At 58.5% G+C, this 15,519-nt stretch carries 13 protein-coding genes; 9 read left to right on the top strand and 4 right to left on the bottom strand.

Annotation, left to right across the window (positions count from 1 at the left end):
• Positions 1-14: 14 nt before the first annotated feature.
• The 4 genes from EOA19_RS05165 to EOA19_RS05180 are packed head-to-tail and all read left to right on the top strand — an operon-like array spanning position 15 to position 4,339.
• On the top strand, positions 15-1,751 hold the full coding sequence (locus EOA19_RS05165) for a hypothetical protein (RefSeq protein ID WP_128302910.1): 1,737 nt from the start codon (positions 15-17) through the stop codon (positions 1,749-1,751).
• Positions 1,748-2,446, top strand: coding sequence for a class I SAM-dependent methyltransferase (locus EOA19_RS05170; RefSeq protein WP_245486064.1), 699 nt, complete (start codon positions 1,748-1,750; stop codon positions 2,444-2,446). The genes EOA19_RS05165 and EOA19_RS05170 overlap by 4 nt, the downstream gene beginning before the upstream one ends.
• Before the next feature lie 2 nt (positions 2,447-2,448).
• A complete protein-coding gene (locus tag EOA19_RS05175) occupies positions 2,449-3,438 on the top strand; it encodes a glycosyltransferase family 2 protein (protein WP_128302911.1) in 990 nt (329 codons plus the stop codon).
• The gene (locus EOA19_RS05180) at positions 3,425-4,339 is read left to right on the top strand and encodes a YbhN family protein (protein WP_281040468.1); all 915 of its coding nucleotides are present in this window, start codon (positions 3,425-3,427) and stop codon (positions 4,337-4,339) included. The genes EOA19_RS05175 and EOA19_RS05180 overlap by 14 nt, the downstream gene beginning before the upstream one ends.
• 42 nt (positions 4,340-4,381) lie before the next feature.
• Here EOA19_RS05180 and EOA19_RS05185 read toward each other — a convergent pair whose 3' ends face one another.
• Both EOA19_RS05185 and EOA19_RS05190 read right to left on the bottom strand, forming a co-directional pair.
• Positions 4,382-5,155: an ABC transporter ATP-binding protein gene (locus tag EOA19_RS05185; protein WP_245486066.1), complete on the bottom strand. Its 774-nt coding sequence runs from the start codon at positions 5,153-5,155 to the stop codon at positions 4,382-4,384.
• Entirely contained in the window at positions 5,095-5,982 is an 888-nt protein-coding gene (locus EOA19_RS05190; RefSeq protein WP_245486067.1) for an ABC transporter permease, read from the bottom strand. The genes EOA19_RS05185 and EOA19_RS05190 overlap by 61 nt, the downstream gene beginning before the upstream one ends.
• A gap of 314 nt (positions 5,983-6,296) precedes the next feature.
• On the opposite strand from EOA19_RS05190, the gene EOA19_RS05195 reads away from it, so the two are divergent.
• The 3 genes from EOA19_RS05195 (at position 6,297) to EOA19_RS05205 (ending at position 9,914) form a co-directional block, all read left to right on the top strand.
• Positions 6,297-8,285, top strand: coding sequence for a nucleoside-diphosphate sugar epimerase/dehydratase (locus EOA19_RS05195; protein WP_164892847.1), 1,989 nt, complete (start codon positions 6,297-6,299; stop codon positions 8,283-8,285).
• Positions 8,286-8,313: 28 nt separating this feature from the next.
• Positions 8,314-9,249, top strand: coding sequence for a glycosyltransferase family 2 protein (locus tag EOA19_RS05200; RefSeq protein ID WP_128302913.1), 936 nt, complete (start codon positions 8,314-8,316; stop codon positions 9,247-9,249).
• 122 nt (positions 9,250-9,371) lie between these two features.
• Positions 9,372-9,914, top strand: a complete 543-nt coding sequence (locus EOA19_RS05205; protein WP_128302914.1) for a sugar transferase — start codon at positions 9,372-9,374, stop codon at positions 9,912-9,914.
• Between the two features lie 12 nt (positions 9,915-9,926).
• Here the strand turns inward: EOA19_RS05205 and EOA19_RS05210 are convergent, their stop codons facing one another.
• Both EOA19_RS05210 and EOA19_RS05215 read right to left on the bottom strand, forming a co-directional pair.
• Complete coding sequence (locus tag EOA19_RS05210; protein WP_128302915.1) at positions 9,927-10,862, bottom strand: NAD-dependent epimerase/dehydratase family protein; 936 nt, start codon at positions 10,860-10,862, stop codon at positions 9,927-9,929.
• Positions 10,859-12,175 carry an O-antigen ligase gene (locus EOA19_RS05215; RefSeq protein WP_128302916.1) on the bottom strand — a complete coding sequence of 439 codons (1,317 nt, stop codon included), beginning with the start codon at positions 12,173-12,175 and terminating at the stop codon, positions 10,859-10,861. Before EOA19_RS05215 ends, EOA19_RS05210 begins: the two co-directional genes overlap by 4 nt.
• Before the next feature lie 489 nt (positions 12,176-12,664).
• Here EOA19_RS05215 and cysD point away from each other — a divergent pair, with 489 nt between their 5' ends.
• Together cysD and cysN are read left to right on the top strand one after the other, a co-directional pair.
• A complete protein-coding gene (gene cysD / locus EOA19_RS05220) occupies positions 12,665-13,570 on the top strand; it encodes a sulfate adenylyltransferase subunit CysD (protein ID WP_023808519.1) in 906 nt (301 codons plus the stop codon).
• A 2-nt stretch (positions 13,571-13,572) separates the two neighbouring features.
• The gene (gene cysN, locus EOA19_RS05225; RefSeq protein ID WP_164892848.1) at positions 13,573-15,510 is read left to right on the top strand and encodes a sulfate adenylyltransferase subunit CysN; all 1,938 of its coding nucleotides are present in this window, start codon (positions 13,573-13,575) and stop codon (positions 15,508-15,510) included.
• Positions 15,511-15,519: the final 9 nt, after the last annotated feature.

The following is a 15,519-nucleotide window of genomic DNA, read 5'->3' on the forward strand; positions in this document are numbered from 1 at the left end:
ACGGTGTTGAATTGATGTCGACCGACGTTCGTACGGATTCTATCAGTCGTTCAGATCCCGTTTTCCTGGTTGCTTCCTTTGGACCGATCGCGCTCTTCCTGGTTGCGCTCGTCCTGACGGCGCAGGCGAGAGGTCTTCCTGACAATGACTATTGGGACATTTTCTCTCCGATGATCAGATCGCTGGACGGGTTCCCAGCGGCATCGGACCTCTATGTAAAATCGAACGAGCATATCGTTGCTGGCGCAAAGCTGTTCTATCTCCTGAATTTCCATCTTTCCAACGGGGACAATTTCGGCCTGTCAGCCATTACCGCCGTCTTCTCGCTGCTCATCGCTGTCGCACTTTCGTATGCACTCTCGCGCTCTACGAAATCCAAGTTTGAAGCGTTTGTTATCGGGATAGCCGTATCGCTTTTCGTCTTCAGTCCACTCGCTGCACACAACTTCTTTCTTGGTATGAGCGGGGTAGCATGGATTGGCGCGAATCTCTTCATGGTACTGGCCGCATTGGCATTTTGGCAATCGGCCGAGCGCGACAATCCATACGGCTATGTCGTTGCGATTGCTTTGGCTGCCATCGCTGCGCAATTCTACAGCACTGGCCTCACTGCATTGTGCGCGATCGGCATCCAAGGATTCTGCTCAGACAAAACAAGGCGGCTTGGTATCGCGATTTTCGTGATAGGCGTAGCCTACCTGGTTATGATTGCTATGCTTCAGCACGTCCCCACCCAACACGGTGCACGCAATTTCAATCCAACACAGATTGTTCTGTTCTGCCTTACCTTCATTGGTGGCGGTATCGCAACTTACGAATCCGCCGCAATTCTGCTCGGCGCTATCGCAATTGTGGTAGCCTTCGTGATTGCGGGATTTCGTATTTTGCGGCCTGACAAGAGCAGCTTTCGATCAGCCTTTTGGGTTGCGATTATGGCATATGCGGTCATGGCGAGTGGACTGGCAGCAATTGGTAGATCAAATTTGTGGGGAGACGCGGCAGCCCTGGCGAGCAGGTACGCAACCATTCCAGCACTTTTCTGGGTTGGATTGTTTGGAGCAGGCTTTGGCCTCTTGCGGCATACTGCTTTCGGTCGTCGTTTCTCGATCGCGATATTTGCTGCTGCAGCTGCAACAATTCTGGTGAATGGAACGCCAAGGTTGGCGGAGGCCCTTGCCAGAGCTGAAGGAAAAGATATCGCAACGTTGGCGTTGTCTCTCGGTGTCAGGGACCCCGACGTTATGCAGTACGTTACGCCAGTGCCGGATCAGTACTATGCTCTCGAGGCGTATCTAAAGAAGTTCAGTCATGTCCCATTCGACGGGAGGGATTTCGGCTGTCCTTCACTGGGCGCGCAGATAAATGTCTCTAGCCAGCCAGACAATTTAATAGGCTTTGTCGATTCCGTGTCCAAAATACAAGATCCGCAGTGGGCGCGCGTCGTCGGATGGGTAGCAGACAGTTCAGACAAACGACCACCTCTCCTGGGCAGCGATCTCCTTTCCACCTACCGCTGTATTGCCTTTCTGGACGGCAAGGGGACGGTTGTCGGGTTGGGGTTGGGAGGGTTGCATCGGCCGGACGCGGCAAAGGCTCTTGGACGGCCACGTGACGACTATGGCTGGAGTGGGTACGTCGACCTCCAACTACTGTCTCGCGAGCCCGCCTTGCGATCGATATACGCGGCTTTGGACACTCCATCCGGATGGACGAAATTGCAGAAACCAGTTGAAGTCGGGTTTGAGTTTTGAAAGCGATCTACATAGGCGCCGTAAGAGCCGCGAGAAAGATAGCTGATCACTGTGGACTACTTGCGCGCCTGGAACGATCGAACAACCGTTCGGTCCTCTGGGTGAGAAGTTTATTTGGGATTTACGACAGCGCCGATCTTGTTCGACTGGATATGCCATGGTGGACATTTTCTGCCATTGACGCACTGGAAGTCTTTTTGTCGTCACGCAACGGCTCGGCCCGGGTTTATGAATTTGGTGCTGGGGCCAGCACAATTTGGTTGGCGAAACGAAGCAGATCGGTCGACTCCGTGGAACATGACGCTCCGTTCGCACAATCCATGGACAGCATGTTTGGTGCCTATCCGAACATTACCTTGCGGGTTGTGGAGCCAACAGCCGTTGCCCATTCGACTAAGGCTAGGTCCAATCGAAAGGGGTATACGGAAAGCTCGTTTGATCATTACGTGTCATCGATTGATCAAGTCGAAGGAACTTTCGATCTTATCGTGATCGACGGCCGAGCAAGGGTTTCATGTCTGGCGAGGTCGGTCAGCCGCCTGTCACCAGGCGGTATAATTCTATTCGACAACAGCAACAGGCTCGAATACCGCGAAGCCATCAACTCTTGCGGCTTGCAGGAACGAGTGACACGGGGACTTGCGCCTGCACTGCCATTCCCGAGCCAGACCTCCATTCTGACTTTGAGGACTTGATTGTGCACATCGTATCGATAGTGGTCCCGGTAAAGGACGAGCAAGACACAGTTCGGGAACTCGTTGTTCAGATTGAGGCGGCCTTTGATCAGATGGATGGTGCGCAGGCTTCACTCAAAGAGATCATCTTTGTAGATGATGGGAGTAGAGACAATACTTGGAAGGAGATTTTGAGCGCCACTTCGGCCCATCCATGCGTGAAGGGCATCCGTCTTCGGCGGAATTTTGGCAAGGCAGCCGCGCTACAGGCAGGCGTTTCAAATGCTTTCGGCAATACCATCGTCACGATGGATGGAGATCTTCAAGACGACCCGAAGGAAATCTCGCGCTTTCTGGATGAAATACGCAACGGCTCCGATGTCGTTTCGGGTTGGAAGCAGGTGCGCCATGACCCACTCGGCAAGACGCTGCCATCAAAGCTTTTCAACCTAGCGACGGCGAAAGTCTCCGGCGTCGCTCTGCACGATTTCAACTGCGGGTTCAAAGCATATCGCCGAGAGGTGTTCAACAACATACGCCTCTATGGCGAATTGCATCGCTTCATCCCCGCCCTGGCCCATGCAACTGGTTTCAAGGTCAGCGAGATCGTGGTTCAACACCATCCTCGCCGCTTTGGAAAATCAAAATATGGGATCGGCCGTCTTCTGAAGGGGTTTCTGGACCTACTTACGGTCGTGACCATCACGAAGTTCAATTCACGACCAGGTCATCTCTTTGGTGGGCTAGGGATGACTGTAATAGCCATTGGCGTTGCGATTTTCTTATACTTGTGCGTGCTGTGGTTGGGCGGGGAAGCAATTGGCGGCCGTCCGTTACTGCTTGTTTCAACGTTACTGATGATCGTGGGAGTGCAGTTCACACTGTTCGGTATGGTTGCCGAGTTGATCGTCGCGGCCCGCGGTGATGGTCGCGACGCGGGCATTGTCGCCGAGATTGCAAGTTCGGAAGGCGGGCTGCCCGTAAAGTCGCTCGACGCTCGTGGCGAACGCTAAGATAATTCGTGTCGGCGGTGCGGTCATTGCGGTGGCGGCAATGTATTTTGTCATCCGCTCCGTCTACGGATATACCGATCAGCTCGCTGAGATGCTACAACGCCCCCATTTCATTGTCGTGGTTTTGGCCAGTGCACTTCTCTATGCAGTCGCTCTGCAGCTTGTGGGCCTAGCCTGGTTCACCCTCTTGGTTTCGGTTGGTGAAATGGCAATCTCCCCAGTCCGGGCTCTTCGTGTTTTCGCGCGAACTCAAGTCTACAAATATCTCCCGACTAACGTGATTCACCTTGTCGGCCGCTTTGTTCTGGCAAGTCGATATGGCGCTGCCAAGGATACGCTTTCTTATGCGCAGGTTATGGAGATCATCTTGATGCTCCTCGCTTCCGGGAGCGTGGCATTCCTTTTCTCCTTTTCTTTCCTACTCAAAATTGGCGAAACCTATGGAGTAAGTCGTTATGTGACTTCTTCCATTTATGTCGCTATTGGCTTGGCAGCGCTTATTTTCGCCCCCATTGTCGCCGGCCGATATTTCAAGCAAAGCCGAAAACGCCGTGCATTTTTAATGGCAGCGCTCAGTGTCGGATACTACGGTCTCTTTTTCGTTGCCAACGGCTTGATCGTCATCTTCCTTGTCCATGTACTGTACGAGCCCACAATTGAGTGGAAGATGGTAATCGGCGTTTCGGCGGCCGGCTGGCTGCTTGGTTTTGTCGTGCCGGGCGCTCCGGGCGGTTTGGGTGTCAGAGAGGCCGTTTTCATCGCTGGCCTTACTTCAATCGGCATGCCCACGGCGCCCTCCGCCGCCGTTGCAATTACGCATCGGGTCGTCACTCTTCTGGGCGATGTTCTCTTGTCGGCCGTGGAGTTTGGGTATCGAAAATGGGCCGCACAACCTGATTAGTGCATGCATGTGGATTGGGTGCCAAATCCGTGCTCCGGCCTTTTAAGCCGTCGTCAGAGATTCCACCCGCCCAGCTCGAAGCGTCATTTTCTTCGTGCAAACGCGCTCGATGAGCGCTTCGTCGTGGCTGGCCAATACGATGATGCCGGCCTTTTCCGCCAGTTCGTTCATCCGTTGTTTGGCTTTTTCCTGGAACGATGCGTCGCCTGCGCCAATCCATTCATCCATCAGCAGAATTTCGGGCTCGAGCGTGGTCGCCGCCGCAAATGCCAGGCGCGCCGCCATGCCCTGGCTGTACGCCTTGAACGGCAGGTCGATGAAGTCACCCAGTTCGCTGAAATCGATTATTTCTTCCATCTTTTCTTCGATCTCGGTCGCCGTCCAGCCGCTGATCAGTCCTCTCAGCACGATGTTCCTGCGCCCGGTGGCCTCGGGGCGAAATCCTATGTTGATGTTGAACAGGGCATCGACCTTGCCCGCGATCGATATCGTGCCACCCGACGGCTGATAGATTCCATATAGAACCTTGAGCAGCGTCGTCTTGCCGGCGCCATTCGGGCCGACAAGGCCCAACCGGTCGCCTGCCTTGAGTTCGAAGCTGACATCGTCGAGCGCCTGCACGACCTGTTTGGTGCCCGATTTGGCTATGTTGCCGCCAAGAGCGCTGCGACGCCGGCCAGGCGCCGAAAGTGTCAGTTTTTCGAACAGACGATAAACGAGGCTGACATTGTTCAGTTGGATGGATGTCATGGAACTCAGGTCAGGAAAACGATGCGTTTGCGATAACGGCCCAGCAACAGCAGCGCAAGAGCCCATAGGCCGAGACTGATGTAACCAGCCACGGCCAATGCGTGCGTCGGAAATATGCCGGCCGTGATCGGCTCACGCACGCCCTCCAGGAAATAGGTGAAGGGATTCCAATGATAGGCATACTTTTGGACGCCTTCCTGGCCGCTATAGACCCAGAAGACCGGCGTGAAGAACATGCCGACCCGCATCAGATTCCCGACGATGAACTCACTATCGGGAAAGAAAGCGCCCAAGAACGCAAAAACCGTTACGAATGCAGGCGTTGCCAAGACGATGAGCAGCAGACCCAGCAGCGATAGCAGCCAATTCGTGCTGATTCCGTAACCGCCCAGCAGCAGAACAAGAACGCAACCCGCCAACGAATAAGCAGCCCTGATGATGCATTGCATCGTCAATCGCATCACATAGACGAACAACGGCAGCGTCGTGCCTTGAATGAAGCTCGCTTCTCGCTGGAAGAGCGACACGCTCATGGTGATGGTTTCGGTGAGATAGAACCAGACCAGCATGCCGATGGCTACATAGGCTATATAGCTTGGGTTGCTGGCGTCGGTGGTCACGAAAACAAAGACAAAAGTGCCGACGAAAGCGAAATAATTGACCAGCATCCAAAGCGGGCCGAGCGTCGTGCGTCTGTGCTGGTCGCCGATGTCCTCGTGGGCAAGCGCGATCCAGACCCGGTGTAATCTCATGGCTTTTGAGATGTCGTCAAAAGCGCCGTTTAGTGCCGCAATCATAGCTGGGAGTATCGCAATCCGTTGTTCTGGCCCATTATTCTTCGCTGGCCATAGCGAACCACCAAGCCCGTCTCTAATAGCCATTTCGATGGGCATATGGCAACGCATTGCGTCGTAACGCGGTGGGGAGCAGAGTCAACTGCGGCAAAACTGAACGCATGCTGATGCTGTGTGGCTTATTTAGCGTTTGGTAATGTTGACTTTGCGGCAATCGCCCGAGCAAGATCCATGTTCTCCACTGGACGCCTCTTCCCGAAAAAACCTCTGGCTATGCCCTCGCCCCCGAAGTATGCGATACAGGACGGCGGGGGCCGGGGATGGCACTTGAGTAAGGTGATCGGTCGCGAAGTATCTTCGTGTCGCACCTCGCTGGTGTCGATACCCCTGAGCCTGGAGTCTAGTGCCGTCCAATGAATTCCCACCTCGAAGCTGTGTTCGGGCTCAGGCCACAGATGCGGCGCGCCTTCATCATGGTCCAGGACGTGGTCATGGTCCTGGTCGCCGTTGCGCTCAGCCTCGTGCTTTCGCGGTCTAATCTTTCGTTCGACGCGCTCTCCAAGGAGGGTCTGGCGACATGGGCGGGCATCGTCGTCATCAGCCATTTGCTGTTCCGCTACAGTGGCCTCTACACCACCGTCTGGCGCTTCGCCTCGACGCCGGACTTTTTCAACATCCTGAAGAGCTGCGCGATCTTGACGTTCACTCTTTATGTGGCGTCGCTGCTGCTGCGGTTTTACCGGCCGGTGGCGGGGCTCAACGAGCGTCAGTTCATCGTCTTCTTCCTCGTCTCCTTCACCATAATATCGGCACCCCGGCTGTTCTACCGCTTCCTGCGTGACGGCGCGAGTTGGGGCATTCTTGGCCGCAAGTCCGATGATACTGAGCCCAAGCGCGCGTTGTTCGTTGGCCGGCTCGGCGAGGCCGACCTGATCATTCGCTTCACGCGCACGGCGCAACCGGCGGACTATTCCATCGCCGGCATTATGGCGACCGAGCGCGGCGCACCGTTGGGCACGCGGATTCAAGGTGTTCCCGTGGTGGCGACCATGCCGCGCCTGATCGATGTGCTGGAAGACTATGCGACCGGCACCAAAAGCCTGGACTTGCTGATTTTCGGCAGCGGCGCCGAGCACGAAATCGAGGACTATTCGGAACTCGTGCGCATTGCCCGGCACGGCGACATAAATGTGGTGCAGTTCTCAGGCCTTTCGGAGCTGGAACAGCACGGAAAGCTGGTTCTCGACACCGTTGAGATGGAAACGATCCTGCGCCGTCCGGCGGTCGCGTCCGACATCCAGCGCATCGGCGCCTTTGTCAGCGGCAAACGCGTTCTGGTGACCGGCGGCGCCGGTTCGATCGGCCAGACGCTTGTCAGGCGGTCGCTGGAACTGGGAGCCGAGGCGGTGCTGGTCGCCGACAACTCCGAGTTCGGCATTTTCCAGTTGAGCCAGTATGTTGACGAGAAGGACCATGACCGGCTCAAGGTCCGCATCGTCGATGTCGCGGACCGGCGCCAGATAACGCGTGTCGTCACGGAATTCCGGCCGGACATCATCTTTCACGCCGCGGCGCTCAAGCATGTTCCGCTGCTCGAGGAGAACTGGGATTCGGCCATCCAGACCAACATTTTCGGAACGCTCGTCTGCGCCGAAGTTGCCGCCAAGTGCGGGGTTGCGCAATTTGTCCTGATATCGAGCGACAAGGCGGTGGATCCCTCATCAGTGCTTGGCATGACGAAGCGGGCCGCCGAACAGATCATCAGCGCCTTGCATGGCACGCCGGCAGGCGAGACGGGCGGGCGTCGCCCGGCCACCAAGTTCATTGCAGTGCGGTTCGGCAATGTCTTCGGCAGCAATGGTTCGGTGGCGACCATATTCCAGGCGCAGATCGAGGCCGGAGGGCCCGTCACCATCACCGACCGGCGCATGACGCGCTATTTCATGACCGTGGCCGAAGCCGTCGATCTCGTCATCATGTCGGCGGCCGATGCCGCGTCGCGGCAGAGCGGACACGATTATGCCGTCTATATGCTCGACATGGGCAAGCCGGTGCCGATCCTTGAAGTGGCCGAAACGATGATCCGCTTGTCCGGAAAGAGCCCATACAAGGACATCGCGATCCGGTTCACCGGCATCAGGCCGGGCGAAAAGCTTCACGAAACGCTGCATGGCGAAGACGAGGAACTCGTCGAACTCGGCATCTCGAAGGTTTTCGGCCTCAGCACGGACGTCGTAGAATGGTCGGATGTCCAGGTCGCGCTCTCGGCGCTGCAGCAGTCGGCGAAAAACCAGGACAAGGCTGCCGCGCTCGCCGCATTGGCAGGTCTCGACCGCGCCAAGAAGGCCAGGGAGAGTGCACGTCAAGACGCGATCCCGAAAACGGCCGGGCAGGCGAGCTAGGTTCAGAATTCAGAAAGCGATCTTGGTCGTGAGCAAAGCAGATCTGCGCATCGCGGTCCTGATGGGCACGAAGGATGGCGCGGCCTTCATCGATGAACAGCTGCAGTCCCTGCTCGCGCAGTCGCACCCTCTGGTCGACCTGTGGATTTCAGACGATGGCTCCATCGACGGCACGACCGCCATCATCGAGACATGGAAATCCCGCTGGCGGCCCAAAGGTCGGATGACGCTGGTAGAGGGGCCGCGGCAAGGCTTCGCCGCCAATTTCCGCTCCATGATCGTCGATCGACGCATCGAGGCGGACTGCTATGCCTTCTGCGACCAGGACGATATCTGGGAGACCGACAGGCTGGAGAGCGCTATCAGCTGGATGCGGACCCAGGATGCGAAAACCCCGCTGATGTTTTGTTCGCGAACCGCAACCATGACGGAAACAGGAAGTCTCGTCGGCCATTCGCCGCTGTTTGCCCGGCCGCCAACCTTTCGCAACGCGCTTGTGCAAAGCATCGCCGGCGGCAACACAATCCTGCTCAACGCTGCGGCGCGCGACCTGCTGGCCAGGGCCTCCACGCGGACCGGGTTCGTCAGCCATGACTGGTGGGCCTATCTCATCGTGACCGCCGCCGGCGGCATCGTCCGCTACGATCCGCGGCCGCTGGTGCGCTACCGGCAGCACGCGGCGAACCTGGTCGGCGCCAACGTGTCCTGGAAGGCAAGGGTGTCCCGGCTTGGCCGCCTGTTCAAGGGGGAATTCGCCGGCTGGACAGACCTCAACCTCGACGGTCTCGCCCTCAATCGCGACCTCCTGACCGAGGACGCGACGGCATGCCTCGACCTTTTCACCCGCGGGCGCAACGGCGGTCTTTTCCGGCGCTTGGCGGGCTTGCGCCAAAGCGGCGTCTATCGGCAGACCGTTTCCGGAAACCTGGGGCTCTATCTCGCTTTCGTCCTGGGGCGCATCTGAACATTGGCACGAGTGCGTGGCACGCTTGGTCAAAAGATCGGCTCATGCTACTTCGACCGGATTGACGGCATTTGCCTGCGGCGTTGCCTCGGGACTTCGGCAGGGAGCACTATCGGCCGTTCATGAAGGCAGCCAAGCAAATCTTCGATATTGCCGGTGCGGCTCTGCTGCTGGTGGCCACATCTCCTGTCTTGGCGCTCACCGTCCTTGCCGTTCGGGCATCGTCGCCGGGCCCGGCTATTTTTTCACAGGTGCGGGTCGGCCGTGACGGTCGGCTTTTTCGCTGCCACAAGTTGCGCACGATGTATGTCGGGACGCCGTCACTGCCCTCGCATGAGGCGCCGGTGGATTCCGTGACATCGGTCGGGAAGGTCTTACGGAAGTTCAAGCTCGACGAGCTGCCACAATTCTGGAACGTCCTGAAGGGCGAAATGAGCCTGGTCGGGCCGCGCCCCTGCCTGCCGACCCAAACGGAGTTGATCGAGTGTCGCAGGCGGCTGGGGGTTTTGGCGGCGCTGCCGGGCATAACCGGCCTGGCCCAGATCAGGAGCATCGACATGTCGAACCCGGAGCTTTTGGCCGAAACGGATGCTGCCTACCTCCGCACTGCGTCGTTCTGGCTCGATTTTCGGATCCTGTTTGGAACGCTCTACCGAAGCGGATAGGTCACCAGGGAGTCAGGATCTACCGAGCCGCGCCAGCTCGGCCAGCCGCTCGACCGTGCGAGCTTCAGGCGTCCACCCCTGCGATACCAGCAGGGCGGGGTCGCATATCTGTGTCGCAGTCAGGCTGTCCCAGAACGCCCGCCTGCCGAGCGCGGCCACGACCGGCCGTATCAGGCCGGCCGGCACAGCCATCAGACGCACAGGCCGCCCCAAACCTCTGCGAAAGGCGACGATAACGGTCTCGACGGTGACCGGCGGCACATCGGCGCCGACGTAGATCGGGCGAAGCGGTCCGGAATGGCTGAGCAGGTGCGACACTGCTCGCACCGCGGCCTCGGAAGACATCAGCGAGCGGATTCCGGTCAAGGCACCCGTCGGCAGCGGCAGCGGCGTATCGGCAAGGCGCATCAGCGTTGCCAGATTTCCCCTCATGCCGCTTCCATAAACCGGAGGCAGGCGCAACACGGCGGCGTCCGAGCGGCCGTGTAACGCGTAGGCGTCCAAAACCTTGATCTCGCCTTCGCGCTTCGAGCGTCCATAGGCGCATTGTGGGGCAGGAAGCGTGTCCTCGTCGATCGTTGCGCTGACGTGCGCGCCGATTACCGCTCGGATCGAGGAGAGATGGATGAAGCGTCCGCTTATCTGGGCGGCCGCTGCATGCGCCAGCCGCGCGCTCAATTCCACATTGACTGCCCTGTAATCGGCTTCGGTTGCATTTCCCTGATCATTGTTGAGGCCGGCGCAATGGACGACGTCAGTCATATCCCGGGTCAGTTCCAGGAAGGCGGCGGCCGGCGCGTCGAAACCGGGCATCGGCACAGTCTCGTTTTCCGAACCCAGCCTCTCGGGATGGCGGGAGGCGAGGCGAAGCTCGGCACCGGCTTCGCGAAGGTGGCGCACGACAAGACGCCCGATGAAACCTGTCGCTCCCGTGACCAGAACCTTCATGGTCTTGCCCGAAACAGCTCTTTGCTGACTACTCGCTCTTCCATCACTGGCGCAGGTGCCTGCTCTTCCAACAATGGAACCTGGCGGCCGGAGGCGAGATATGTTCCGCTCACCAGGAAGACCATCAGCACCGAGTCCAGAATGTCATGGCCGATCAGGATGCCTGTCATTCCGGCCGTCAGATAGGTGATCACCACGACGACAATCATGGTCGCGCCGAACCGCTCGCTCGGATCGCTGCTGTTTCGCAAGACCCGGACGGCATTTCCAGCGGCAACGATAAAGATCGCCGCCAGCGTCACGGCGCCCAGAATTCCCGCTTGCACCAAGGCGGTCAGGAAGCCGTTGTGAAAATGGTTGAAGCCTGTGTCCATCGCGAACTGCTCATGAAAGCCCTGCTTGATCAGAAGCTGGGTTGCACCCACACCGTGCCCGAACAGTGGCATGTCATGGAATGCTTTGAGGCCGATCTCCCAAAGCGCAACACGTATTCCCAGCGAGGTATCGTAGTTGCCGCTGGCTCCAAGCGCACCCCAATCGGAGCGCAAAAAGTCGACCCGCCCGGATATCGCCTGGAAGCTGGAAGCGGCGATCACGACGCCGACCGCCGCCAGCAGCAGCAGCAGGCGAACGGCATTCCTGCCTCTGAGCCTGTGCCGGTTGATCAGCATGACGGCGATACCGGCGATCAGCAGTGCCAGCCAGACGATACGCGAGCCGGAATAGATGACGGCGATCATCCCGGCCAGTGCCGCGTAGAAGAGGGGTGTCCGGGCTTGCTCAATACCGGACAAGGCGCCAGCCACACACATGACCACGGCAAGGCAGACGACGGTTGCGAACACGATCGGATTTCCAGCTCCCCCCTCGGCCCTGACGCCAATCCAATATTGCTGGATGACGGCCATGAGCAGCGCGACAAAGCAGGCGGCCATGCTGGAAAGCACGATGATGCGGGCAAGCGTGGTTTTCTGCGTGATGCTCCAGGTCGAATAGGACACGGGGAAAAACAGGAAGGTCACCAGCGGGATAAGATGCGGCGCATCCCGGGCGAACGAATTGTTGACGATGGAAGCCAGGAGATTGGAGGCGCAGTAGGCATAGATCGCGACCGTCATCCAGATCATGGGCCGGTCGGCGTTGAAGCGCCTTTTCCGCAAAGCAATCAGCAGGACTGACGAAAGGCCTCCGCCATTGAATACAAAGCTGACCACCGATCCCAGAACCGGTGGAAAAAAGAAGCAAAGGATGGAGAAGTAGTTGTTGATCCGCGAAGGCGTGAATTGCTGTCTCAGGGATGAAAGCCGGGTCAATTTTCGGGCTCGCTGTCTTCGGCAAGTTTCATGCGGCGGATCTGTTTAGCGAAGTTGAATACGCTCGCCTCGAAATTGCCCCATGCCTCATGATGCACTTGCCCGCTTCCCGAGGCTGGTATAGCGGCTGCCTCTCATTTTCGATAGTGTATAGGGCAGATTGCCACCGAAAATCGGCGGCAGGCGCGGGCCGACCAGAGGAAAGTCCCTTGAAAGCCGCAACTGGTCCATTCAAGCAATATTTTCCCCGCGTTTTCTGGGCCGTTGAGCTTGCGGGCAGGAATTTCCGGGTTTGCCGGCATCTGTGGAAAATTCATTCTCGAACCATGTGCGGCCGGGCCAGTCTTGCATTGTTCTTGACAATGGCGATCTGCTAGAACGCCGGCACGAGAAAGATTGTCCGGAAACAAGGCTCGAACCGGGCGCGAAGAGCTCGGTGATTTGAGGCAAGGTCTTCTGTTGGAAGATACGAAAGAACGCCCACGGCCCATGACAACAGCGCTTACGCATCTTCAGCGGCTTGAAGCCGAGTCCATCCATATATTCCGTGAGGTTGCGGCCGCTTTTGCCAAGCCGGTCATGCTCTATTCGGTCGGCAAGGATTCATCCGTGTTGATGCATCTGGCGATGAAGGCGTTTTATCCCGCCAAGCCGCCGTTCCCCTTTCTTCACGTCGACACGACGTGGAAGTTCCGCGAGATGATCGCCTTTCGCGATCAGATGGCGCAGAAACTCGGCTTCGATCTCCTGGTTCATGTCAACGAAGACGGCGTGCGCGACAACATCAATCCGTTCGACCATGGTTCGAACACCCACACCCATGTCATGAAGACCGTGGCGCTGCGCCAGGCGCTCGACAAATACGGTTTCGATGCGGCCTTTGGCGGCGCTCGTCGCGACGAGGAGAAATCGCGCGCCAAGGAGCGCATCTTTTCCTTCCGCAACGCCCAGCATGTGTGGGATCCGAAGAACCAGCGCCCCGAAATGTGGAAGATATTCAACACCCGCATCGCATCGGGTGAATCGATCCGCGTCTTTCCGCTGTCGAACTGGACCGAACTCGATATCTGGCAGTACATCCTGCAGGAAAGTATCCCGATCGTGCCGCTCTATTTCGCGAAGGAACGGCCGGTGGTGGAACGCGACGGCATGCTGATCCTGCGGGACGACGACCGCATGAAACTGCGCCCCGGCGAGACAGTGGAGAACAGGCTGGTGCGGTTCCGCACGCTGGGTTGCTATCCGCTGACCGGCGCCATCGAATCGGATGCCGACACGCTGGAAGCCATCGTCGGCGAAATGCTGACGGCACGCACGTCCGAACGGCAGGGTCGCCTGATCGACCGCGATGAAGCCGGCTCGATGGAAAAGAAGAAGCGCGAGGGGTACTTTTGACCATGCGCCACATCATGGCAAAGAGCCTCGCTCCCACCGACGGCGTTCGCGACTATCTGGCTGCGCAGGAGAAGAAGTCGCTGCTGCGCTTCTTGACCTGCGGCTCGGTCGATGACGGCAAGTCGACGCTGATCGGGCGCCTGCTGTCCGACACCAAGCAGATTTTCGAGGATCAACTCGCCGCGCTCGAACGCGATTCGCGCAAGCATGGCACGACGGGCGACGACATCGATTTCGCGCTGCTGGTCGACGGTCTGGAGGCCGAGCGCGAGCAAGGCATCACCATCGACGTCGCTTACCGCTTCTTCGCCACACCGAAACGCAAATTCATCGTTGCCGACACACCTGGCCACGAGCAATACACCCGCAACATGGCCACCGGCGCCTCGACCGCTGACCTGGCAATCGTGCTGATCGATGCCCGGCAGGGGGTGCTTCGCCAGACAAGGCGGCATTCGATCATCGCCTCGCTGCTCGGCATCCGCCACGTCGTGCTGGCTGTCAACAAGATCGATCTTGTCGATTTCGATCAGGCGGTTTTCGACCGGATCGTCGAAGACTACGGGCAATTCTCGCGCGATCTCGGCTTCCAGACGATTGTGCCGATCCCAATGTCGGCCCGTTATGGCGACAATGTCAGCCGCCGGTCGGAAAGCATGGAATGGTATTCCGGCCCGACGCTGATCGAGCATCTCGAAACCGTGTCGGTCGACGAAGCGATGGTCGAACTGCCGTTCCGTTTCCCGGTCCAGTATGTCAATCGTCCCAATCTCGACTTTCGCGGCTTTGCCGGCACGGTCGCCTCCGGCTCGGTTGTGCCCGGCGACGAGGTCGTTGTCGCCAAGTCCGGCAAATCCTCGCGCGTCAAGCGGATCGTCTCGTATGGCGGCGATCTCGCCCAGGCGGCCGCCGGCCAGGCCGTCACGCTCGTCCTCGATGACGAAGTCGAAATCTCGCGCGGCAACATGCTGGTTTCGCCTGCCGCACGGCCGCAAGTCGCCGACCAGTTCGCCGCCAACATCGTCTGGTTCGACGAGCATGCGTTGCTACCAGGCCGCTCCTACATCCTGCGCACCGAGACCGACCAGACCAGCGCCACCGTCACCGACCTGAAATATCGGATCAACGTCAATGACTTTGCCCATGAAGCGGCCAAGTCGCTCGAAATGAACGAAGTCGGCATCTGCAACATCTCGACGCGGACGCCGATCGCCTTCGATCCCTTCGCCGAAAACCGCACCACCGGCGCCTTCATCCTGATCGACCGCATCTCCAACGCCACGGTCGGCGCCGGCATGATCCTGCACTCGTTGCGCCGTGCCGAAAACATTCATTGGCAGTCGCTCGATGTCGGCAAGCGCGTGCGCGCCGACATGAAGAACCAGCGGCCCGCCGTGTTCTGGTTCACTGGGCTGTCGGGATCCGGCAAGTCGACCATCGCCAACCTGTTCGAAAAGAAGCTGTTCGCCACCGGCCGTCATACCTATATCCTGGACGGCGACAATGTCCGTCACGGTCTCAATCGCGATCTTGGCTTCACCGACGCCGATCGCGTTGAGAACATCCGCCGGGTTGCCGAAGTGGCGCGTTTGATGGCCGATGCCGGGTTGATCGTCATTGTTTCGTTCATTTCGCCGTTCAGCGCCGAGCGGCGCATGGCACGTGAATTGATGGCCGACGGAGAATTCGTCGAGGTGTTCGTCGATACGCCCTTCGAGGAATGCGCCAGGCGTGATCCGAAGGGCCTCTATGCGCGCGCGCTGAATGGCGAGATCAAGAATTTCACCGGCGTCGATTCCCCTTATGAAGCGCCGGAAACCCCGGAGATCCATCTGCGGACACTCGGCAAGTCGGCCGAAGAGATGGTCGACGCCCTGGAACACTGGCTGAACGAGCGCGACATTGCCGAAGACCAATACGATAGCGGCGGCGGCATCTGACGACAGGCT

This window comes from Mesorhizobium sp. M7A.F.Ca.US.010.02.1.1 (genome assembly GCF_004023085.1).
Lineage (GTDB): Bacteria > Pseudomonadota > Alphaproteobacteria > Rhizobiales > Rhizobiaceae > Mesorhizobium.